This window comes from Granulicatella adiacens ATCC 49175 (assembly GCF_025150565.1).
Lineage (GTDB): Bacteria > Bacillota > Bacilli > Lactobacillales > Aerococcaceae > Granulicatella > Granulicatella adiacens.
Map to the genome: position 1 here is coordinate 1,906,864 of NZ_CP102283.1, position 21,328 is coordinate 1,928,191.

Consider the following 21,328-nt stretch of genomic DNA (forward strand, 5'->3'; position numbering starts at 1 on the left):
ATACCACCCTCTTCATTATGAAATTAATGACTTTTCTTCTTAAAGATTACAAATCATCAAAAGATAAGTCGTTTAAGTCAACATCATCTAGCTCATCGCCTTTTAACATACCTGCATTTTCTTCTTCGTGTAAGTATTGTTTATCTAATGCTTTAAAGAATGGATAGTAGATTAAGCATCCGATAATAATTAATCCAATTTGGAAGAATCCCGCTACAATGCTACCGGTTGATAACCAACCTGAGAAGAAGAATGGAGTTGTCCAAGGAAGAGATGCCCCCGTCGTATAAGGAATGATTCCCCATAAGGTCGCAAGTGTTGATAATCCAATATTTACTAAAGGTGTTAATATGAATGGAATTGCAATAATTGGGTTTAATACAACAGGCAAACCAAATGTAACCATTTCATTAATTCCAAAGATACCAGGAATGATGGCTAATCGACCTAGTTTCTTCATTCGTTCTGATTTAGCAAGGAAGACCATAAGGAATACTAGTGATAAAGTACTACCTCCACCACCAAAGTTTCCAAAGAAGTCCCCAAATGGACCTGTAAAGATATTTGGTAATGGAAGTCCTGCTTTGAACGCTTCTAAGTTTTCTGTTGTTAAAGCTAAGTGAATTGGATTAAATACCGTATTCGTTACGGCAGGTCCATTAATACCAAAGAACCAGAACAATGTAGATAGGAACTGATAGATTGGTTCAAAGAAGATATTTCTACCAAACCCTAATAATGGTGCTTGTAAAATCTTGTAAATGAATGTATGTGCATATTGATACTCTGTTAATGAGAATAATAAGTACACTGCAAAGAAGAAGAACATTGCAAACATACTTGGGATCAATGCTGCAAATGATTGATAAACTGCTGGTGGTACCCCATCTGGTAATTTAATGACCCAACCGCGTTTTTGAACAAAGACGAAAATGCGAACTGAAACAATCGCTGTAATCATTGCTAAGAACATCCCTGCAGATCCTAAATGTCCTAGAGAGAATCCATTAAACACTTTGTTGGTAGTTGCATTCACAAAATCGGGATGAACTTTAGGTGTCATAATTAAGAAGCAGACTAGGGATAATGCTCCCCCTGCAATCGGATCACTTTCTAATTGCTTCGCATAAGCATACCCAATACCAACAGCACCTAGTACAGCAAGAATACTAAATGTTGAATCAATCACCGCATCCATTGATTTTTCCCAGCCTTGTCCAAAGAATTGGGCTATAAATTCGCTGTATCCAGGAACAGGGAAATTTGCAATCACTAAGAAAATAGATGCCACAATAATTAATGGTGTTGCTACTAAGAAACCGTCACGAATAGCTACGAGCACTTTGTTCGTACTAAGTTTTTCAGCAACTCTACCCATTACTTTTTCTAACTTAGAAAACATGTCACTGACCTCCTATTTTTTTGATTTCAATAATTGTATAGCTCTTTTTAAAATACGTTCTCCATCGACATTCCCGTAATCTTCCAAATTGATAACATCTACTGGAACGCCTTTTGGTTCATATTTATCCCGTACCACATTAAATTTAAATTTCACTTGCGGCCCTAATAAAATAACATCTGGATGATATTGTTCATAAATAGCATCTAGTTTTGGATCTGGAAACGCTTTTATTTCTAACGGCAAATTATGCTTATCTGCAACTTCTTGCATTTTACTTGCCACTAAACTTGTGGACATTCCCGCATTACAAAATAAATAAATCCTTTTCATCTCTATTTCCTCCTTTCTTTTCTATTATTTGATAGCTTCTAAACGTTCATATAGCGCAATAATTTCTTCTGCGGTAATCTTTAGAAATTCTGCACTCATTAATTGATCCTCTGCATGGACCAATAGCAATGATAATGTCACTGGATCTCCAGAAGTTTCCTGTTGTAAAAGACCAAAATGCGCTTCATGGCCTTCCACTTGAAAATTGGAACCTTCTTCAATACAATTTCTAGCTTTATCAAAGTTTCCTAATTTAGCCTCTTGGATAGCTTCCATAAAACTGGATTTTGCAGCCCCCAAGGCACTAATCATCTTGAAACAGACTAATTCGATACCTTCCATGCTTATTCCTCCTTCTTTCTATCGAATCGCTTCTATAAATGATTCCACATTTTTTGCTTCTAATAATGACATCATCTTTTCTGGAGAATCTAACTGCTTTCCTAACCATCCTAGAAACAGCTGCATAAACTCCATATCCTCTTCTTTGAGTGCCAGTAAAATAACCAATTTAACAGGGAAATGATTCCACTGAATGGGTTCTTTTAAAACGGCTATCGAAATCATTGATCGTTTACTTTCTGGACGTAATGGATGAGGAATCGCTAATGCATAATCAAAATCCGTCGAAGATAAATTTTCTCTTTCTAGAACTGAGTTTAGAAACTCCTTCGTAACGATATTCTCTTGAATTAAATGGTGTCCCATCTCATGGAGTAATTCATCTCGATTATTGGGCTGGATGTTCGCATAAAAGAACTTTTCACTCATGAAATCCGGGATTTGCGAGCGAATCTTATGACTCATTTGTTCTGTCTCTAAGGTATTCATCACCTTTATCAACTGAATTTCATCTTGAGTATTAAAGAAAAGTCCTAAACGAACAGTTGGAATTTCAAGGGGATGCTCTATTTGGTCAAATGTAATGAGCAAGTCTGCATCGTAGAATTCCGATAAATCAGTCGTAAATGTACTCTGCTCCACGACAAAATCTAAACGATGAGAAAACTGATCTTTCAGGCGACTAACACTTCCTGCAATGAGTGGATACTGTGTATTCGCAATGAGAATCGCACGTAATTTTTGCGGTTTAACTCGCTGCATATATGCTGCTCCAATATGTAGAGCGATAAATCCTATTTCCTCCTCTGTCATCTCACATTGAAAGACTGACATCAAATATTGACTAATCGATACGGCCGTATCAAATACTAGAGGGTATTGTCGTTTAAAGGTTTGAACATAGACATTAGGTAAGCTCAAATTCAGCTGTACTCGTTCCAAAAATCCTTGCAAATGCAATTGGAAACGCATGGTAAAATCTTCTTGTTCTATAAAAGAAACCCCCATGATACTGTAAAGCTGTTCTCCGATTTGTCTAACTACTTCTTCTAAATCGACTATTTCTCCACGAAAAGAAATTTTTGATTCAACGGCATCAGAGTTATGATAGGCTTTTAAAAGTTTGGCAAAAGATACCACCTCAGCTTCTGGAATGATTGTTTCTTCTAGAATTTTGGAGAAAATAGAGCGCACAATCTGATACTCTACTTCCAAATCCAATTCATCCTGCGAGAATTCTTGAACGGTATGTCCCACTTTAATCCGTTGTAATACAATCCCCATATGAAGCAGTAAAAATGGCATCAGTGACTTACGAATAGAATAGCGATTATGCTTTAGTTTATCCCAAATGATTGACTGAATATGTTCCATATCCAATTCTGGATACACTTGCATTAACTCGCTACTATTTAAAAAGTCCTCTCCCACTTCTTTTTTTAATAGATTTCTATACAGTTTTCTTTTGCTCGTTTCAGATCCTTCTAATTGTAAAAATCCATTGTTCAACTGTAATGACAGACCTTCATATTCTTGCAATTTCTGTTGAACACGAATTCGAACTAATTCAAAAGTTTTAGCGCTTACAAAACACTGTTCACAAAAATGATCAATAAACACTCCATCCTCTTTAAACAATAGTTGTTTTAACAAATGAACACTGCGTTCTTCATTGTCCTGAGGAGTCTTTGTCGGATTCAATGCTGTAATATATCTGTTTTGTTGAAAGGCTACAAGATGATACCCTTTTTGACGATTTGCTTGGATGATATGAGGAGCTTCTTGATTAATATGTTCAATATCTAGTCGAACCGTTCGAGTACTCACACCCAAACAGGTCGCAAGCTCTCTCCCTTTCATCCATTCTTGACGAGATAGTAGTTGCAATAACTGTTGGTGACGCTGTTTCATAAAAATCCCCTCCATCTCAACTTGACTATACCAAATTCTTCACATCTATTATACCTAAAATCTTTTCCTATTGTTAGGAAATTTTAGCCCATTCGTGAAATTATTCGTAAATTTTCTTACTTTTTGACAGGTTTTGGATGATTGGTGTGCTAAAAAGAAAAAGATGTCTCTTCGATTGAAAAGTTTCTAATAGTAGCTGTAATAGGGCACCGGCTTGAGCCGAAGTCTCAAGCTCTTTCAAGATTCAAACGACCTCTAGAAAATCAATTTCAAGAGGTCGTAATTCACTTTGAACGCTATCCCCTATTACTGCTACTATGGAACTTTTCAACTCTTTCGAGACATCTTTTTCAACTACTCAATCAAAATCCAGTCAACAAGAGAATTACAAATGGTTTCAGGTGGGGAAACCAAAACAACAAGGTGCGCTGCAGCAATAACGGCACCCCCTCGAGCCTTCATCTCAAGGGTAGCAAGCCTTAAACTGAGGGTAAGTGATCAATCGCTAACCCTCAGTAATTCGCATTGCTTGCGATTACCTTATTGTTATTATGATGAAATCCATTAGGAGTTCTTTTGAGACTCCATTTAATTACTGCTTTCTATAGATTTTCCTTTAGCACATATCACATATTGAGTGAATAAGTAAATTACAAATTGTTTCAGGCGGAGGGACGGGAAGGACAAGGTGGGTGCTTTTGAGAGGCGGTTTTTGGGCAACAAAAAAGGCACCAGAATCGGTGCCTGCAGGACTGGGGTAGCTGGATTCGAACCAACGAATGACGGAGTCAAAGTCCGTTGCCTTACCGCTTGGCTATACCCCAATGGTGGAGGGGGGCAGATTCGAACTGCCGAACCCGAAGGAGCGGATTTACAGTCCGCCGCGTTTAGCCACTTCGCTACCCCTCCAGCAAATATTAAAATTTCGTACTCAGATATCTTACAACAGTTTGAAGGAGAATGCAAGGATTTTACCGCAAAAACATAAAGAATCTAGTCGATTTCCTGGCTAGATTCTTTATAAGTTTATTTTAATTTAGACGTGACTTTCTTCTTAGAGAAAGTTCGCTCTTGTTTATTTCCTAATGCGTTCAGACGTGCATCCAAGAGAATATGACGGCCTTCTACATTACGAGTGTATATGATTTCGTACTTGCCAATGTATTTTTCAATGTTGGCTACAAAAGCGACGACGTCTTCTTTACGTTTATCAAACATACTTGGAACGGCAAAATATTTTGTTTGATCATTGACCCTAGTCGTAGCTCTTAGAATATAGCGCTGGTTCTCAATTGGAGCAAAGAATTCCGATAACGCCTGTGCGAAGAGTTCCTTCTCACGCAAGGTTCCCCCTTTTAGATAAGTGGCTGTTTGAAAAGAATCTTTATCCTCACGAACGACTCTAGCCTTGCAGTTTTGTGTCTGCAAGTGTCCTGATGCTAGCAAGGCTTTTCGGATGGATTCCGCAAAGAGTTCGAGGCGTTTATACGGACTCTTGTAAAGGAAATATCTCAACCAGACGATATTTAACACGATGAGCGATAAAATCCCCACTGGATAAAAGAGTTGGGACGGTCCTTTTACAAAATCGAGAAATAAATAGACAATCAATTCCGTCAGTACAATTGCTTGCGCGTAGGTGAGAATTTTTCGTGCATCTGTTAGAAGAACGGTCGGCAAGAACGCCTTGTCCACTTGCACTTCACTAGCGACTTCCATATCTTCTAGAAGCGGAAGAGATTCATTCCAGCGCTCTCTCAACTCTTCGCGGTTACGCGAGCGGCTGATGGTTTCTTGGTTGAGTTTTGTTAAATTCTTCTTCGTAAACTCGATATTTCCAAGGTCTAATCGATCCACGCCCGATTCAATCGTGTTCTCATTATAGTGTAGTCCTAAAAATTGCTTCATGCGGCGCTGCAACAATTCCATATCCGGACTATCGATTCCGACAGCAACCTCTTCGTCTTCTTCCTTCTTGAAGAGTTTTTTCTCCGCCAGATTAATGGACACAAGATGCCAAACGCTGCTTGTTTTATCCGGATTTTCCGGCCAAATACGAATCGCACGCCCTCGCATCTGATTGCTGAGCATGAAACTTCCGACAAAGCTAGCGAGAATCAATGAGTTCACGCACGGCGCATCCCATCCTTCCCCTAGGAGCGATTTTGTCCCAATTACGACATGAATATGCCCTTCTTGGAAGAGCTGCGTCACGGCGCTGACTAAATCATGTTGCGAACCTACTAAACGGACCTTCACATAGTCCTTCTCGTCTAGTTGTCCTACTGATTGGAAGGTAATTTTATCGGCTCCAAAAACAGCCTCTAGACGCGATTTTACACCTGACGGGATAATAACGAGACTTCCTGTTAAAACGGCCATAGGAACGTCTAATTGTTGTTCCTCAAACTCTCTACGAAGGACTTCGAAGTAGGGCAATACGCCCAGTTGGCTATATTGAACTTCTGGGTTTCCTAAGTGCGCCTCAAAGTCCTTTCGAATGAAGTCGGTTAGAATCAATTGTCTCAAGTCGCTGCCTAATGTTTCGTATTCTGCCTTAAAAATATCTCTGACGGCATTCAATTTTCCAAGAGATTGGTTCAATAGCTGGTCTATTTTTTTATTGCGACATAACTGTACTTGTTTGCGGTCGATTAACCCCAGAGATTTCAATTCACTCTTTAACTCTTTCAGGTCTTCTTCGGATAAATCATACCAATGTGGTACATCAAACAACATTCCTTGTAAGAGGATTTCAAACCACGCCAAGTCAAACATCGGAAGGCGGCTTGCCCCTAGTAATTGTTGAAACTGTTTCGGGAACTCGATTCCTTTATGACGTAGAAAAATCAGTGTAGCCGAGAGATACTTCGGTTCGTTTAAGAGTTCATCTTCCGAAATGGTTCCATCGAGCGCACGGCTAGTTCTCACCGCCTCGCAAAACATCGAATCAGAGGATAGATTTTTCAAAAAGGCTCTCTTCTGCGTAGAAAACTGATCGAGTTGATTCTCTTCTTCCTTCGTTGGGAAAGAGAAATACACATAGTCCTGGTGCGGACACAAACTGCCCTCTTTGACGAGTTCTGGGACGGTAATTTCTTCATCGATTTCTCCACACATGGCCACATAACGCTCCCACAGTGCAGGCTCTCCTTCATATGGAGGTGTTGCCGTTAGCGAAATCACCTTCATATCCGCAAAGGATTTACGGAAGGTTTCTAGACTCTTCCACCATTCATTTCGCAAATGATGACACTCATCGAGGCACAATGTTCCAAGATTTTCTTCCTTAAAGAGCTTAATAATATCCACGTCTTTAAAATCAAAATGCTCGTTTTCGACGACATCATCCGTATCCTCAACTTCCGTGTCGCCTTCCAAACGGTTGATGGCACTGTGCAACGCTTGATACGTCGCAACGGTGATCATCTTTGGCTGTTTGAGATTTTGCGAAATCATTTCATCGGCTAGAAGCTCATCATCCAGAAATGCCTCACGAATACGGTCAACCCATTGCTGACGAATCGTCACGGTCGGCACTAAAATGAGCGCAGGATTACTGTTTCGACGGATAAATTCAATTCCTAGCGTCGTTTTCCCAGAACCTGGGGCCGCCACTAAGTGAATATGACCATCCGCCATAATCGTCTCACTTTTTTCTAAAATGCGCTTTTGATACTCTCTCCACTCGCCTTTAAAAGATAAGTGTTCTAACACCTAACCCCTCCTTTACTCATTCATTATACCATCAGATTTCTTCTTTTAATTCGATTTTGATGACACTGTCCACTTCATCAGGTAACGGATAGGTGTAAGCCCCAATTTCTCCATATTGTGCAAAGCAAATGTCTTGAAAAGCTAAAGTAGTCCAACTGTTAGAAATCCTTACTTCGCTACCATCATGGACAAAACTCAACCGTTCAATCTGCTCTTTATCGATTCCTGTTAACGCAATCGGACCAATAGGTTGTTCAAACACATGGGCATACAACATTTTCCCTTTCTTTGTATAATAACCCCATTCCGGTTTTGGCAGATTCACTAATTCTCCTTCGTAGATAGATTCTCCATTACTCTTCATCCACTGTCCAATTTCCTGCAAAATTTCTATGCTTTCTCTTGGGAATTTCCCTTTAGCGTCTGGTCCTACATTTAAAATCATATTTCCGCCCTTGCTGACACATTCCACCAATTTACGAATAAGAACTTTAGAGCTTTTAAAGAGTTTGTCAGACGGATTATACGCCCAGTGATTATTCATCGTAAGACACAATTCCCAAGGTAACAACTCTCCCTTATCATTCCGAATCCCTTCATGAGGTACAATTTGTTCAGGACTAACAAAATCTCCAGAATAAGAATGAATCTCCTCTGTAGCAATGCTTCCAAATCCTTCCCCGGAAGTCTCTAATCGATTATCTATCACTACATCCGGTTGATGTTTGCGAACCAGTTCTATTAATTCACTTGCCTTCCATTTTTCTCCAAACATTTCCCCATACGAAAAATCAAACCAAAGAATATCAAGTTTCCCATATTTGGTAACTAGTTCCTCGACTTGGTGATGCATCAATTCTAAATACCGATCAAAATTGATTTGCTCATTCTGATACTGCTTATTTCCTCTCATGGGATGGTGGCGATCTTCATATTTAGGATAATCTGAATGATACCAGTCTAAGAGGCTGAAATAGAGTCCCACTCGCAGTCCTTCTGCACGAACAGCCTCTACAAATTCCTTTACCAAATCTCGTCCAAAAGCGGTATTGGTAATCTTATAATCCGTGTACGCTGAATCGAATAAGCAAAAACCGTCATGATGTTTCGCAGTTAACACAACATATTTCATCCCTGCCTCTTTTGCAGCTTTTGCCCACTTCCTTGCATTGAATTCAGTAGGATTAAAGGCTTCAAAATAGGGTTGATAGTCCTCAATCGTCATTTTTTCATTATTACGGATCCATTCTCCTCTTCCAGGAATGGCATACAGTCCAAAATGAATAAACATTCCAAATCGAGCCTGTCTAAACCACTTTGTTCTCTCTAAAATAACCTCTAGTGAATTTTCCATCTTCATCCGCTCCTTTATTCTATTGCCCCAATACTATGCCTTCATTCTAGCACTCTTCCTCTTTTAAAAACATCCCTAATTTTGGTGAACACATCAAATTTCTTCTCGTTATTTGAAAATAAAAAAGGACTCATTCTATGAGCCCTTCTCTACAATCTAAAAAAATGAATTTTATTCATCCATTTGTATTTTTTGATAGTCTTTGGAGACTTTCATTAAAGTCTCATATACTTCACGAAGTTCTTCCTTTAATCCTTCGTCCGTCAAATACGATTGCACTTTTGCAATCACTTCTTTTTCACGACTGGCATCGAAAATGGCCATCCCATTTTCCTTTTTAATTCGAGCAACATCCATAACGACTTGCATTCGTCTTTCAAAAAGAGAGACGATTTCGCGGTCGATGGTATCAATTTCTGCACGTTGATTGTCTAACATCTAAAACCTCCTAAATTCCAAAAAAGACTCCTAATGGATAGCCGATAACAACGGCACTAATCGCACTAAGCAAGAATAAAACTCCCCCATAAAGAAATGTATCTTTTGCGTTCGTCCATCCAGAACCTACCGAAATGGCCACATAAGGCATTGATGGTGGTGTCATAAACGCTAGGCTCGCCATGAATCCAATCAGACAGGCAATCGTTCCAGCTTGAACTTCAATAGATCCTGTAGCGTAAACAGTCGTTAACACGGTTGTTACAACCGAAACGGTGACTAAATTAGAAGAGACATTTGTTTGAAAACCTGCCCACAATACAAAGATAATCACAACCAATAATGGCGAAAGGGTCGCAAATAGAGGTACTAATGAGCTTTCGAGTAAGCTAATCACCCCAAATTCAGGTTTCGTAATTAAGGTTCCCATACTCAATGTTGCCCCTACTAAGAACATGCTTGGCCAATAGACCCCCTTTTGTAGGCCTTCTTGAATGGAGAGGAGTGGTTTCCCTTCAAATGATAGAATCGCTAAAAGAATTACTCCAACCATCGGAGGAAATGCCATTCCAGCGCCTTTTAAGAAAGTAGCCACGTCAGGTAGTAGTCCTCCGATTAGTTCTGGAAGAACCCATAGAAGAACAACACTCATAAAAATAAGGACCGTTGCTTTCTCACGTCTATTTTTCGGTGGTAAATTTTCTAGCGAGGTCATTTGTTTCATTTCTACTTGGGACAAATCCACTCGCCAAATAGTTCTAAGAACAACTCCCATCGCGATAAAGAGCACGAGTCCGGCTGGAATTCCAATCATCATATATTGCGCGTTGGAAATCGCAATTCCCGTTGCCGTCTTATAGAGTGCCATCGCCGTTACTGAAAAGACGTGATTGATTGGTGTCATCGCAGTTCCGATGGCAATTGTCGAAAATAGAACAATTAATAAAATGGAAGCTTTTCTATCTCCTTTTTTAAATCCTAACAGAGCCATCATCTCTTCATAAATTGGAAAAACAATCATAAAGAGAATCGTCGGGGAAATAAAGAGACTAATAAATAAGACACTTGTATAGAATGCTCCGATAAAATGCCAAGGTGTTTTTCCTGCAAATGAACTTCCCAAGGCCTTTGCGACAAATCTTCGAAGAGCTGGAGTTTGCTCCAAAGCATAGGTCATTAAAAATGTAAATAATAGAAAGACAAAAGTCGTATTTCCAAACGACAGATTAAAAATCTGTCCATAATTTACTCCTGGAAGCATCCCGATTCCTAATAGTACATAGCAGAGAACGCTTGGCCAATCCGTTGCGACAAAGAGCCAAAGCAGAAGACTGCTAAAGAAGATGGACAGAACGGAAACGGTCGGTGCTGCTAGTCCAAATAATGTTCCTTGTGTAATGGTTAAATAACCGCTAATGGCTATTAAAAGACTACTAATTGCAATAATGAATTGCTGCGGTTTCGTCCATTTTTTTCCTTTCATTGTTTCACCTCATTCTTATCTATCCTACCTCATTTTAAATCAGATTGCTATTGAAACTAGGAATAAACTTTGGAATCCGATATCACTTTTCTTCTATATTATATAGGAAAATTATTCCCAAAATAAAAAAGCCAGGGCAGTCCCTGGCTCTTGTTTAATGTTCAAATTTTAATGCTTTTGCAAGACGTTTATATAGGAATAATGCAAGAATACTATTGAGCCCAAATTTAATGATATTAAATGGCAATAATGCAAACGTCATTAATGAAGCTAAGTCTGTTACATAAGGGTTTAGTGCATGAGCTGCAGCGACAATTTTTTCCATTGGAAAATTCATAGCAGTCGCATATAAAGGAAACATCACAAAATAATTTGCTGTTAATAAGACAACTGTAGCGGCAATCGTCCCAACGATTAAACTCATAATCGCCGTTTTAAAATTGCGATTTCGTTGATACAAAATGACTGCTGGTAACATAAAACTTAAACTTCCTATTAAGTTCACCGTTTCCCCAATTCCATATGTCATCGACCCATTATAGACAAAATTCAATAAGATCTTGATAATGGCGATAAAACTTCCATAAACTGGACCTAAAATATAGCCTCCCAACAATACCGGTAAGTCTGAAAAATCCAACTTCACAAACGTTGGAATAAACGGTACGTTAAAAGATAGAAACATTAAAACGGTACTGATGGCACCAAAAACACCTACTAGAACAATTTTTTTAGTCGCTGCTCCTGTCGACTTTTTTACATCTGTACTCATCGTACATCCTCCTTCTTAGGGCGAAGGAAATTGCACTTTTCACCCAATCCCAATAAAAAAAGCAGTATTGAAATGGACCTTTCAATACTGCTCGTCAAATAGACTCGTTGAAATAGTGCCATTTTCTCACATCTAGACTATACTATCGGTTCTGGAATCACACCAGATCATGCCAAGCGGCTCGTGGACTATACCACCGGTCAGGAATTTCACCTTGCCCCGAAAATGTTATTTATGTTTGTATTGTAGCACCATGTAGCCACTTAGGCAATCTCTCTGCCTCAAAAAGGTGAATTTATGCTGTTTCTCTAATAAAAAACTTGGATTACATCCACTGCAATCCAAGTTTCTATTCGACTATTTTACTGCTGTAAGGGTTAAGAATTTTCTGTTTTAGCGAGTCTAAACACTGTTATATCAACGTTTATGAGGTTCGTCCTTCAAAAGGTATAGCGAAAGGTAAAGTAGTTAATGAGTTAATTCAGCAATCTTATCTAAATAAATGCTGACTGCTTCTAGCTTTCTTTGAGGTGCTAACTCTGCGTAAATATCCATAGTAGTTGAAATTGACTTATACCCCGTTCTGACTTGGAGTTCTTTCCATTTATGCCTGCATTAAGCAACATTGAAGCATGAGTGTGTCGAAACAAATAAAAACCCTAATCTGGTAATCCTAAACTTGCTAGTCTTTTCTTCAAATTCAACTTGGCTAACTTGACCTGCATTATCTATGTCGCTTTGCTTTAAATTATACTTTGTCTTAAACATTTAATACGAGTAGGTATTTCTTATAGTAATTTTCATCAAAAAATTTTATAGATAAGCTCCCTATATTCATGGATAAGTAGTAAAAATAGTTGTTATCCTAGTTGATTAAAAAAATCTCTGACTTCCTGATCTTTTATAAAATAATATATAATTTTCCCCTCTCTTCTAGTGCCCAAGATGTTTTGATTGGCTAGTTTACGAAGATGGTGGGAGGCAGATGCTATACTGAGATTTAGTAAAAGAGCTATATCGCAGACACAGAGTTCTTCAACAGCAAGGAGATAAAATATGATATTTATCTGTTTATTATCGGTAAACTTTGATAAAATGCGAAGTGATTTTTGGACTTTTTCCTTTTCAAGGTAGTTCGTTGCGGTTGTAACATTTTGTTGATTTATAACATTCACTTGGCAGATACTATCTTTTTTCATAATATTTTCTCCTAGCTTAACACAGTCCATAGCATGTCAAAAATGTTGTTTTCAATCAGGATATGTATCCCCAGTCCTAAATAAACACTGGCAATAAACCATCTGCTATATTTTTCCAAAAATTCTCCAACAGAAGGGACTTGTGCCAATTTTTGGGCAGAAAAAACCAAGAGATAAATCATGACTAGAAAGGTAAGTAAAGTTACTATCAAATTCGCTAAATTTAAGGTAGTAAAATATGGGACAAAAACACCAATATTGTCAGCACCACAACTTGCAAAAGTAATCATAGCAACTAGAAAAATCAGGTTTTTATTATCTTTGCGCAAACCATCTTTTGCAATAGCTTCTCCATCAGAATCTCCTAAAAGCAAAACTTTGAGGCCTAGGAAAATTGGAATCAAACCGAGCAAACCTAAAATCTCTTTACTAGGAATATAATTTAAGACAAATGCAAAAAGCAAACTTAGCAATATTAGACTAACAGAGCCTAGAAATTGTCCTAAATAGATGTTAATGATGTCTTTTCTGCTTTTTCTTTTGGCAAAAAATAACATTAGGATAATAAGTAAGTCTACGGCTGTCCCAGAATACAGGATTATTGAAGTAACAACATTTTGAATCATAAAGCACCTCATTCAAATATATTTTTGAATGAATTCTAACATTAAACTTTATAGATGTCAATTTAAAATCCACCAAAATATAGATAAGAAGTTAGGGTCCCAAATATTTAAAAACCCTGCCATCGAAATGATAGCAGGGCTTAACTTCAATATCCAGATGATATATTTATCTAAAAAAGGTTAGAGTTTTTATTGATTTGTAGTGCGATATAATGAGTTTCAAAAAATCAAAAATCGCTTAAAATCAATATTTTGACATCTATTGACGTGTACTGAAAACCTTACTTAACCTCTTTAAATCCTTCTTCTAAAATCTTTTTTTTGGATTCTTCGAAACTGTAACAATCATTTTTCTTCACCAAAGCTGAATGAACACTGCTATAGAGTGCTGGTGCTTTCGAACGACTCTCTTCATCATCATATTTGAACTTCTTAAGGTCAACCTCAACCGTAAATGATATTTCCTTATCACTATCCGATTGAGTGACTTTAATTCCATCAATTCCATCCATTTCTTTTACGATTTTCTCACGTTGTCTACGTGCCTTTTCTTCGTACTCCTTGTTCTTAGAAATATCATAGCTGATGTTAAAAGTTAGTGAGGAAACCGAATCTTTTTCCTGGTCGTACATGTACGTTACTTTTTGCTTAGAAATAGAAACTTCTAAGGCAAATTCCGCTTTACTTTCAGAACGGCATCCTAATAAAACAAAAAATGCTCCTAATAATACAATCGATAATTTAATTATTTTCTTCATTTTATACTCCTTTATTGCGACTTATTGTTATCATAGAAAATCTAGTGTAGGATGTCAAATTATACTTGAAGTGTATTGGGCCAAATTGTGCAAACAAAAACCGCCTCCTTTTTCAGGAGACGGTTATTTTATTTCTTATTAGAAACGGATGTAAGTTGCGCGAGCTGCAACGCTTGCTGAAATTGTACGGTAAGAGATTACGTTTAATCCTTGTACGTTCATTTCAGAGATGTATAATGAACCATCTGCATTAACTGCTTCTACGAATGCTACGTGTCCGTAAGTTGGGTCAGCACCCGCTAAACCTTGTTGGAATACGATTGCTGAACCAGCTGATGGTGAGTTAGATACTGAGTATCCATAGCTACGAGCATATGCTGGCCATTCAGCCGCGTTACCCATCATGCTGTGTCCGATTGGTGTTCCAACTTGTGCCATACGGTTGAATACGTAGTAAGTACATTGTCCGAAGTATCCACCGTTTAAAGCTGCACGGTAACTTGGGTCAACTGCTGGGAATCCTCCGCCAGTTGTGTAAGTGTAGCTAGAAGATTGTTTTGTTGCTGCAGGAGCCGCTGTTGCTTGTGCTGCTGGAGCTGCTGCTGTTTGAGCTTGAGTATTTGAAGCTGCAGGAGCTGGAGTTGAAGTTGCTGCTGCAACTGTTTCAGCTGCTTTTGCTGCTTCGGCTGCTAAAGCTTGACGAGATGCTTCTGCAATACGTGCTGCTTCAGCTTCTGCTTTTGCTTTTTCTTCAGCTAAACGTTTTTGGAAAGCTTCTTTTTCTGCTACTAATCCATCACGTTTTGAGATTTCAGCTAATTCTTCTTGAGATAAGTTTGCTAATAAAACTTTATTTTTGTCAAAAGTTTCATTTAATTTTGTTTGTAAGCCTTGTAATTCTTCCTCAGCTTTTTGTTGTTCAGCTAATTTAGCTTGTTGTTGCTCTTCTTTAGCTTCTACTTGTTTCTTATCTTCTGCTTGTTGTTGCATTAAATCACGGTTAGCACCGATTAAATCCATAACAACACCGATACGGTTAACGATATCTGATAAGTTTTCTGCATTTAATAAGAAGTCAACATATGAACGAGCTCCGTTTGTTTGTACAGCACGAGCTTGTTCTTCTAAACGTTCGTTACGTTCAGCAATTACTTTTTCTAATTTAGAAATTTCTGATTTTAATGAGTCGATTGCTGCTTGAGCTTCAGCTTTTTGAGCTTGAGTAGCATCAATCTTAGTTTGTACTCCTGATAATTCAGATACTAATGAATCAATTGTTGCATTAACTGCAGCTTTTTTATCATTGATATTTGCAATTGTTGAATTAGCTGAGTTAATTTGTGAGTCAAAGTCTTGCGCACTAACATTTGGTGCTAAAGCTCCTAATGTTAATACTGTTCCTGTTACTAATACTGTTAATAAACGCTTCTTCAAGTGAGTCCCTCCAATAGTTCCAATAAAAAATCAATTATATATTTCGAAGTAGCCGATTTGGCTTAAATAAAACTTAACTTGGTACTATAATACCATAGGACTTTAGACTGATGTTGATTTTCTTTGAATTGACAATACCTTGTAACAAAGCTGTAACATAAAACGATTAGCTGACCTTTTTGATACAAAAAAAGGAGAAATTTATAAAATATTACAGAATTATTTGTCTTTTTTATAGAAGGATTCAAGGAAAATATGTAATTCCTTTTAAATCGGTACATTTATCTTCAAAAAGTTTTGTAACAAACCAAACCTTAGCCCTCAAAATGGGTGAAATATGGTATATTTAACGTATCCAATTGAAAATAGAAGGGAGCTATTTTTATGATATTAACATTAACAATGAATCCGGCGGTAGATATTGGGTATACGGTCGAAACATTAAAGATGGATACGGTGAATCGTACTCAAAAGGTTAGTAAAACACCTGGTGGAAAAGGCCTCAACGTGAGTCGTGTTTTAAAGCAACTCGGTTCTCCAGTGCTAGCAACAGGTTTACTAGGCGGCCACATCGGTGCTTTTATTAAAGAAAAATTGGATGAGGTTGCCTTAGAAAACAACTTCTATCCTATCCAATCGGAAACTCGTAATTGTATTGCCATCCTACATGAAGGCCTTCAAACCGAAATCTTAGAGGCCGGTCCTACCATTACACCAGAAGAACAAGCGGGGTTCCTCGCTCATTTTGAAACCTTATTAAAAGAGGTCGATCTCATCACGATTTCTGGTAGCCTGCCTGCTGGAATGGATGAGACTTTATACGCAACGATTATTGAAAAAGCTGCAAAAGCCAGCATTCCTGTGCTTTTAGATACTTCTGGAAAGACATTAAAGATTGCACTCGAAGCTGCTACTAAGCCGGTCTTAATTAAGCCAAACCAAGAAGAACTCGCTGGGTTATTAGGGGTTCCTGAAGCGACAACGGTGGAAGAATTGAAGAAGCAATTGAACTCTCCGTTATTTGACGGGGTAGATTGGGTGGTTGTTTCGCTTGGATCAAAAGGCGCACTTGCAAAACACGAAGGGGTCTTTTACCAAGTCAGCATTCCCAAAGTCAACGCCGTGAATCCTGTTGGCTCTGGAGACTCAACGATTGCTGGGTTAGCTCATGCGATTGCAAAAGGCGAAAGTGTTGAGTCCATTTTGAAAACGGCAGTGACTGCAGGTACGCTCAATGCCATGGAAGCTCAAACAGGCTTTATAAACATGGAAAACTTCGATACCATTTTCAATGCGGTAACGGTGGAGAAAGTATAATTCCATTTGATTCCAAAGAATCCTTGCGGATTTATTTATAATAACTGTAATGGGGGACCGGTTCGAGCCGAAGTCTCTCACCTTAAAAGCCTCAAAGCGGCCGTACAGAAAAATTTCTGACGGCCGCTATTTCGCATTTTATCCTATCCCCCATTACGGTTATTATAAAATCCGCCCATTCTTTGGAATCTTATTTTTCTTCGCTTGAATATAACTCTGCGTATTCTACTTTAAAACCACTCGAGCTTCTATGGGTTGAGCAGCTGAAGTTTTAAATGGAAAAGTGCACGGTTTTGCATTCGAAATGAGCTAACTAAAATATTGAGTTTTTGAGCCAACAAATTCGGGCTTTTGACCAAAAAAGTTATTTTGCAATATAACGTATATGTCATATTGTGTTTTTTACATTTGCTTTTGAAATATGATTGTGTAGGCGTTGATAACAGGTTTGAAAATCTATTTAAAACATTTTTTTATTTCAAACTTTGTGAACTGCTCTTTATTGTCAGCTCACAAAGCAAAAATTTTCTTAGTAGTTTTTGACACGATGCACCCAAAGGATGATTCCGAAGAATAGTGCGGATTTTATCATCATAGTAACGTGGGCGCATAAAATAAGAGAAGCTTAAAGAGTTATACGCAGTAGCTGATTGGCATAAGCTTCATCACTTGTGATTTGCTTATGCCTAATCAGCCTTGCGGAAATCCTTCACAGTGCGAAGGATTTGAAACCACTAAAAGAAAATGGACTCACACTGTGAGTCCATTTTTAGCTTTTGTCTTACTCCCGTAAGGATTCGCAGGAATCATCCGTACTTGCACTTATCTTTTATTTCAACACCACTAAGAAGTATTTTTTCTTACCGCGGCGGACGATGACAAAGCGTTCTTCAAAAGATTGTTCTTTCGTCCATTCGAATTCGAGGTCGGTTACTTTTTCCCCGTTGATAGAAATTGCGCCGTTTTGAATGTCTTCGCGTGATTGTCTTCTTGAAGGTTCGATGCCAAGGTCAACAAGCCATGTTGCTAGATTTTGAGGTTCTTTTGAACTTTCAAATGTTGGCATATTTTTGAAGCCTTGTTCGATTTCGTCGGCTGTTAATTGTTGTACGTTTCCTGTGAAGAGCGCGTTTGTAATTTTCTTCGCGTCTTCTAGGGCTTTTTCGCCGTGAACGAAGCGAGTGACTTCTTCAGCAAGGCGGATTTGCGCTTCACGTTTATGTGGTTCTGTAGCTACTTTTTCTTCGAGCGCTTCGATTTCTTCGCGGTCTAAGAATGTGAAGTACTTGATGTATTTAATCACGTCGCGGTCATCTTGGTTTAACCAGAATTGGTAGAATTCGTATGGAGTTGTCTTTTCAGGGTCTAGCCATACAGCGCCACCAGCTGATTTCCCGAATTTTGTGCCGTCTGATTTTAACATCAATGGAATGGTTAGCCCATAAGCACGAGACTCTGCGCCTTCTACTTTACGGATTAATTCAAGACCTGAAGTGATGTTCCCCCATTGGTCCGCACCACCGATTTGAACTTGCACGTCTTCTGTCTTGAATAAATGTAAGAAGTCCATTGATTGTAGGATTTGGTATGAGAATTCTGTAAATGAAATCCCCACTTCTAAACGGCTTGCGACCACGTCTTTAGCAAGCATGGTGTTCAAGTTGAAATGCTTCCCGTAGTCACGTAAGAAGTCTAATAATGATAAATCTTTTGTCCAATCGTAGTTGTTTACAAGACGTAATGTCGCTTGGTCTTCATCTGTTGTGAAGAATAATTTCTTCATTTGCGCTGTTAATTTTTCAACATTGTGTTGAACTTGTTCCATTGATTGAAGCACACGTTCGCTTGTACGACCACTTGGATCTCCGATAGAACCTGTTGCTCCACCAATCAAGATGACTGGTTTATGTCCTGCTAATTGGAAACGACGAAGAATCATAAATGGAATTAAGTGTCCAATGTGCATGCTGTCCCCAGTTGGGTCTACCCCACAGTAGAGTGATACAGCCTTTTCGTTTGTTAAGGCACGTAAGCCTTCTTCATCTGTCATTTGGTTGATGGCGCCGCGCCATTCTAAATCATCGATAATGTTCATCTTGTTTCTTCCCTTCTTTCTTGTAAATAAAAAATCCCTAATAGCCAAAAAGACTATTAGGGACGATTTTCACCGTGTTACCACCCTTGTTGACGATGCGAGGCATCATCCACTCGAGCATCCTTATCGCGGATGAGACGTCCTGACGGATTGCTCCCAAGTGTACTTCGCGGATGTGGGGGATTGTCTTGCACCGACCGACAATTCTCTTCTTTCTCCCGTGGACAACCACTACTGCGCTTGTTCATTGCTTATATATGTGCATTTAGTATACGGCTTATAGTGCGTCATGTCAATGACTACATTTCATCTGGAGCAGCCACGCCAAGCAGCGCTAGGCCTTGTTTTAGAAGGCTTGCTGTTGTTTGTACTAAAGCGATACGGCTGTTGAAAGCTTCATCTTCAACGAGTACTTTTGTATGTGCGTAATATTTATTGAACGCTTGTGCTAAGTTGATCACGTATTTCGCAATCGCTGATGGTTCGCATTTTTCTTCAGCAAAACGTACAACGTTTGGATAGTTTTCGATGAGTTTCAATACTTCCCACGCATCATCGTCTGTTAATGAGAAGGCCTCTGTCATATCCACTGTATGGTTGGCTTTACGTAAAATACTCATCGCACGAGCATGTGTATATTGCACGTATGGACCTGTTTCACCTTCGAATTGTACCACTTCTTCAAGCGCAAAGTCGAAGTTGTTTGTACGGTCGTTCTTCAAGTCGTGGAAAATAACCGCACCCACCCCAACAGCGTGTGCCACTGCTTCTTTGTTTTCGAGTGATGGGTTTTTCGCTTCGATTTGTTTCAAAGCAAGTTCTGTTGCTTCTTTTAACACGCCTTCAAGAAGGATGATTTTTCCTTTACGTGTCGATAATTTCTTACCGTTCAATGTGATTAGTCCAAATGGAATATGGACAATCGTTTCAGCCCAAGGTAAATTGAGTTCTTTTAAGACTGCTTTTAATTGTTTGAAGTGGTTGGATTGTTCCATCCCTACCACGTAAATACATTTTGCGAAATCGTAAGTATTCTTACGGTAGTTTGCGGCTGCTAAGTCACGTGTCATGTATAGTGTTGCGCCGTCTGATTTTTTAATCAATGCTGGTGGTAAATCATATTTTTCAAGGTCTACGATGGTAGCGCCATTATCCACTTTTAGTAAGTTCGCGTCTTCAAGCATGTCGACCACAACGTCCATCTTGTCGTTATAGAACGCTTCACCATTGTATGAATCAAAAGTCACGCCGAGTAAGTCATACACGCGGTTGAATTCTTTTAATGATTCACTTCTGAACCATTCCCATAGACGAACCGCTTCTGCATCTCCATCTTCTAGTTTCTTGAACCATGCACGGCCTTTGTCATCGAGCGTTGGGTCTAGTTCTGCTTCTTCGTGGAAACGGACGTATAATTTAATGAGTTCTGCGATTGGATCTGCTTTTACAAGTTCTTCGCTTCCCCATAATTTGTACGCTTCGATGAGTTTTCCGAATTGAGTTCCCCAGTCTCCTAAGTGGTTGATACGAATTGGTTCATAGCCCACTTTTTTCTCTAGGTTTGCAATCGCGTTTCCGATTACTGTTGAACGTAAATGTCCCATTGACATTGGTTTCGCAATGTTTGGTGAAGACATATCGATGACCACTTTACGACCTTGACCGTAATCCCAATCACCATAATGTTCGCCAAGTTCTAACACTTCTTTTAAGACTTCATCAGCAAATGCACTACGTTCTAAGAAGAAGTTCGCGTAAGGTCCCATTGCTTCTGCGCGTGCGATATGTTTATCGCTAACGGCTTCCACGATTTCTGTCGCGATAGCTTGCGGTGCTTTACGTAAAACTTTTGCAAGTGTAAATGCAGGGAAAGCTAGGTCCCCTTGGTTCGCGTATTTAGGCACTTCAATCATTGATACGATTTCGTCAACGCTAAAATGCTCGCCGACTGTTTTTGCGATTTGTTCTGCAACTATTTTCTTATAATTCATCTTTGTTCTCCTTTTCTTTGGTTTTTATACTCGGATATCCATTTACACAAAAAAATCCCTATACGACGACAGTCATATAGAGACGAGAATTCCCGTGGTACCACTCTGATTGCTCCTATTGAGCCACTTTACTCGGTAACGGCGAATCCGGATTAT

General features: G+C 38.8%; 17 protein-coding genes, 2 tRNA genes, 2 pseudogenes, 1 riboswitch and 2 other annotated features (1 of these 24 cut by a window edge). Of the genes and pseudogenes, 2 read left to right on the top strand and 19 right to left on the bottom strand.

The genetic code is table 11. The features are described from left to right. Positions 1-46: 46 nt before the first annotated feature. From NQ540_RS09440 to NQ540_RS09505, 15 genes and pseudogenes are all read right to left on the bottom strand, one after another. Positions 47-1,402 (bottom strand): PTS sugar transporter subunit IIC, encoded by a 1,356-nt coding sequence (locus tag NQ540_RS09440; RefSeq protein ID WP_005606541.1) that lies wholly within the window; start codon positions 1,400-1,402, stop codon positions 47-49. Between the two features lie 12 nt (positions 1,403-1,414). Then, a complete protein-coding gene (locus tag NQ540_RS09445; RefSeq protein WP_005606543.1) occupies positions 1,415-1,735 on the bottom strand; it encodes a PTS sugar transporter subunit IIB in 321 nt (106 codons plus the stop codon). Positions 1,736-1,759: 24 nt separating this feature from the next. Next, positions 1,760-2,077 carry a PTS lactose/cellobiose transporter subunit IIA gene (locus NQ540_RS09450; RefSeq protein WP_005606545.1) on the bottom strand — a complete coding sequence of 106 codons (318 nt, stop codon included), beginning with the start codon at positions 2,075-2,077 and terminating at the stop codon, positions 1,760-1,762. 18 nt (positions 2,078-2,095) lie between these two features. Continuing rightward, positions 2,096-3,988 carry a BglG family transcription antiterminator gene (locus tag NQ540_RS09455; RefSeq protein WP_039849008.1) on the bottom strand — a complete coding sequence of 631 codons (1,893 nt, stop codon included), beginning with the start codon at positions 3,986-3,988 and terminating at the stop codon, positions 2,096-2,098. 752 nt (positions 3,989-4,740) lie between these two features. After that, a tRNA-Gln gene (locus NQ540_RS09460) sits at positions 4,741-4,812 on the bottom strand. 1 nt (position 4,813) lies between these two features. Continuing rightward, positions 4,814-4,897 (bottom strand) — tRNA-Tyr (locus tag NQ540_RS09465). Positions 4,898-5,014: 117 nt separating this feature from the next. Continuing rightward, the gene (locus NQ540_RS09470; protein ID WP_005606551.1) at positions 5,015-7,705 is read right to left on the bottom strand and encodes a DEAD/DEAH box helicase family protein; all 2,691 of its coding nucleotides are present in this window, start codon (positions 7,703-7,705) and stop codon (positions 5,015-5,017) included. Positions 7,706-7,736: 31 nt separating this feature from the next. After that, positions 7,737-9,059, bottom strand: a complete 1,323-nt coding sequence (locus NQ540_RS09475) for an alpha-L-fucosidase (RefSeq protein ID WP_039849009.1) — start codon at positions 9,057-9,059, stop codon at positions 7,737-7,739. 171 nt (positions 9,060-9,230) lie between these two features. Then, positions 9,231-9,497, bottom strand: a complete 267-nt coding sequence (locus tag NQ540_RS09480; RefSeq protein ID WP_005606555.1) for a chorismate mutase — start codon at positions 9,495-9,497, stop codon at positions 9,231-9,233. A gap of 10 nt (positions 9,498-9,507) precedes the next feature. Then, positions 9,508-10,980, bottom strand: coding sequence for an SLC13 family permease (locus tag NQ540_RS09485; RefSeq protein ID WP_005606556.1), 1,473 nt, complete (start codon positions 10,978-10,980; stop codon positions 9,508-9,510). A gap of 154 nt (positions 10,981-11,134) precedes the next feature. Next, positions 11,135-11,752 (bottom strand): ECF transporter S component, encoded by a 618-nt coding sequence (locus NQ540_RS09490; RefSeq protein ID WP_005606557.1) that lies wholly within the window; start codon positions 11,750-11,752, stop codon positions 11,135-11,137. A gap of 116 nt (positions 11,753-11,868) precedes the next feature. After that, positions 11,869-11,983: riboswitch (FMN riboswitch) on the bottom strand. Positions 11,984-12,220: 237 nt separating this feature from the next. Further along, positions 12,221-12,459: pseudogene (locus NQ540_RS09495) on the bottom strand (tyrosine-type recombinase/integrase); the annotation flags it as partial. After that, positions 12,452-12,590: pseudogene (locus NQ540_RS09740) on the bottom strand (helix-turn-helix domain-containing protein); the annotation flags it as partial. The pseudogenes NQ540_RS09740 and NQ540_RS09495, both read right to left, overlap by 8 nt. 22 nt (positions 12,591-12,612) lie before the next feature. Next, a complete protein-coding gene (cadX, locus tag NQ540_RS09500) occupies positions 12,613-12,951 on the bottom strand; it encodes a Cd(II)/Zn(II)-sensing metalloregulatory transcriptional regulator CadX (RefSeq protein WP_039849010.1) in 339 nt (112 codons plus the stop codon). Between the two features lie 11 nt (positions 12,952-12,962). Next, a complete protein-coding gene (locus NQ540_RS09505) occupies positions 12,963-13,577 on the bottom strand; it encodes a CadD family cadmium resistance transporter (RefSeq protein WP_005606559.1) in 615 nt (204 codons plus the stop codon). 28 nt (positions 13,578-13,605) lie between these two features. Between NQ540_RS09505 and NQ540_RS09745 the strand changes: the two genes are divergently transcribed. Then, a complete protein-coding gene (locus NQ540_RS09745) occupies positions 13,606-13,761 on the top strand; it encodes a hypothetical protein (protein WP_005606560.1) in 156 nt (51 codons plus the stop codon). Positions 13,762-13,858: 97 nt separating this feature from the next. Here the strand turns inward: NQ540_RS09745 and NQ540_RS09510 are convergent, their stop codons facing one another. Both NQ540_RS09510 and NQ540_RS09515 read right to left on the bottom strand, forming a co-directional pair. After that, positions 13,859-14,335: a hypothetical protein gene (locus tag NQ540_RS09510; protein WP_005606561.1), complete on the bottom strand. Its 477-nt coding sequence runs from the start codon at positions 14,333-14,335 to the stop codon at positions 13,859-13,861. A 138-nt stretch (positions 14,336-14,473) separates the two neighbouring features. Then, positions 14,474-15,769, bottom strand: coding sequence for a CHAP domain-containing protein (locus NQ540_RS09515; protein ID WP_005606562.1), 1,296 nt, complete (start codon positions 15,767-15,769; stop codon positions 14,474-14,476). A gap of 384 nt (positions 15,770-16,153) precedes the next feature. Between NQ540_RS09515 and lacC the strand changes: the two genes are divergently transcribed. Beyond that, the gene (lacC, locus tag NQ540_RS09520) at positions 16,154-17,086 is read left to right on the top strand and encodes a tagatose-6-phosphate kinase (RefSeq protein ID WP_039849013.1); all 933 of its coding nucleotides are present in this window, start codon (positions 16,154-16,156) and stop codon (positions 17,084-17,086) included. 829 nt (positions 17,087-17,915) lie between these two features. On the opposite strand, the gene tyrS is transcribed toward lacC, so the two are convergent. Continuing rightward, positions 17,916-19,181, bottom strand: coding sequence for a tyrosine--tRNA ligase (tyrS, locus tag NQ540_RS09525; RefSeq protein WP_005606565.1), 1,266 nt, complete (start codon positions 19,179-19,181; stop codon positions 17,916-17,918). A 55-nt stretch (positions 19,182-19,236) separates the two neighbouring features. Next, positions 19,237-19,438, bottom strand: a binding site (T-box leader). Positions 19,439-19,480: 42 nt separating this feature from the next. Further along, the gene (argS, locus tag NQ540_RS09530) at positions 19,481-21,172 is read right to left on the bottom strand and encodes an arginine--tRNA ligase (RefSeq protein WP_005606566.1); all 1,692 of its coding nucleotides are present in this window, start codon (positions 21,170-21,172) and stop codon (positions 19,481-19,483) included. A gap of 75 nt (positions 21,173-21,247) precedes the next feature. After that, positions 21,248-21,328, bottom strand: a binding site (T-box leader) (it continues 119 nt past the right edge of the window).